Genomic DNA, 1,315 nt, shown 5'->3' with positions numbered 1-1,315 from the left:
GGGGAAAAATCTGAAATCAGTTCTTCTGCCACAAAATCATTGATAAGGTCCTGTTCATCAGCGGTATATTTTGGATCGTGCATAGAATTTACCTCAAATACTGCTTGGTTGCTTTACGGCTTGGAATAATCGTTTTCAAAAAAAGTTCATGCTCAGTCTCTACATACGGGACTAAGCAAGCCTGCTGGCCGATTTGCACGACCATAATACGCTGGTTAGGGTATTTTGCGATATTTGGATGTATCAGATCATCCATAATTAAGCCCTGGCGCGTTGAAAATAGCACATCTTCAAATGACACATTACGTTCAGTCATCAGTAGATGATTCTTGTTCGCATTCCAATTGATGGCTTTCATAAAGCAAAGGTTAGCAGCTTATTGACAATTTGTCTTGATACTAAGCGGTGTCTCAGTCACCGCGCTTGCTTATACTATGCCTGATAGCTATTAACACACCGCATTAGCGGTAGGATTAGCCAATTTAACGCGCCAAAAAACAAACCCGCACGAGGCGGGCTTGTTGTTCGGTATCTGACCCCGAAGGTTCTTGATCTAAACAAGCTTCGTGGGGCATTAGGGCGCATTGATAACGCCATCCTATATGAGCAACTCGATGATATTTTTGAAATTGCAGCTAAATACGCAAAATCAATCGCCATTGCTCATGCTATGCCTGATGCTAACAAACGAACAGCATTAGCCGTAGCTTTAGAGTATTTGTCACTGAACGATTATGAAATTCAGACCGATAATGATGCGTTAGCTGATGTTATGGTTGCCGTAGTACTGGATGAGATCAACGAGAAAGAACTGGCTGATATTCTTTATACTCTGTATCTCAGTAAGCCTGAATAACTAGTCCCTGATTCCAGAAAATACAACTGTAAGGCCCAGCCTGTTGGCCAGCTACGCGAGCGTTACGACCAGCCCACTCACTAAAAACAAACCCGCACGAGGCGGGCTTGTTGATTCGGTATCTGACCCCGAAGGTTCCGGATTTGGTTACGCTATTGACACCGAGAGGTTAATGGGTGACCCCGAAACAACGAAAAACAACGAACAACGGAAACGAACGGAACGGAACAAACGGCAAACGGTATCTGACCCCGAAAAAAGGTTCAGCGCTCCACCTCTTTAAAAGCACCAGAGACATATTTATGCAGGATGCTACTTACCAACGATTGATAAGGTAGTCCTTGCTCAAGTGCTCGCCGCTGGATAACTTCCAAATCACGTACCGAAATCCGCACACTGATTTTTCGGTCTTGTTCGATATTATTGGCAGCGAGTTGCATTAGTGCATTTTTCCGCTCA

General features: G+C 44.0%; 3 protein-coding genes. 1 reads left to right on the top strand and 2 read right to left on the bottom strand.

Annotated features, from left to right (window positions below; translation table 11 throughout):
• Positions 1–88: 88 nt before the first annotated feature.
• On the bottom strand, positions 89–316 hold the full coding sequence (locus AJE_RS06855) for a toxin (RefSeq protein WP_237709318.1): 228 nt from the start codon (positions 314–316) through the stop codon (positions 89–91).
• Between the two features lie 144 nt (positions 317–460).
• Between AJE_RS06855 and AJE_RS06850 the strand changes: the two genes are divergently transcribed.
• Complete coding sequence (locus AJE_RS06850) at positions 461–856, top strand: type II toxin-antitoxin system death-on-curing family toxin (protein ID WP_083835099.1); 396 nt, start codon at positions 461–463, stop codon at positions 854–856.
• Between the two features lie 263 nt (positions 857–1,119).
• Here the strand turns inward: AJE_RS06850 and AJE_RS06845 are convergent.
• Positions 1,120–1,315, bottom strand: a 196-nt coding sequence (locus AJE_RS06845) for a CopG family antitoxin (protein ID WP_008950232.1), incomplete at its 5' end; no start/stop codon positions are given.

Origin of the sequence: Alishewanella jeotgali KCTC 22429 (genome assembly GCF_000245735.1) — a bacterium.
In the GTDB taxonomy this organism is placed as follows: Bacteria; Pseudomonadota; Gammaproteobacteria; order Enterobacterales; family Alteromonadaceae; genus Alishewanella; species Alishewanella jeotgali.
This window is presented reverse-complemented; position numbering and strand designations above follow the sequence as displayed.

What these genes read in the sequence shown, in the direction of transcription:
- AJE_RS06855 (WP_237709318.1), bottom strand. Translation starts at nt 316, where the DNA reads ATGACTGAACGTAATGTGTCATTTGAAGATGTGCTATTTTCAACGCGC.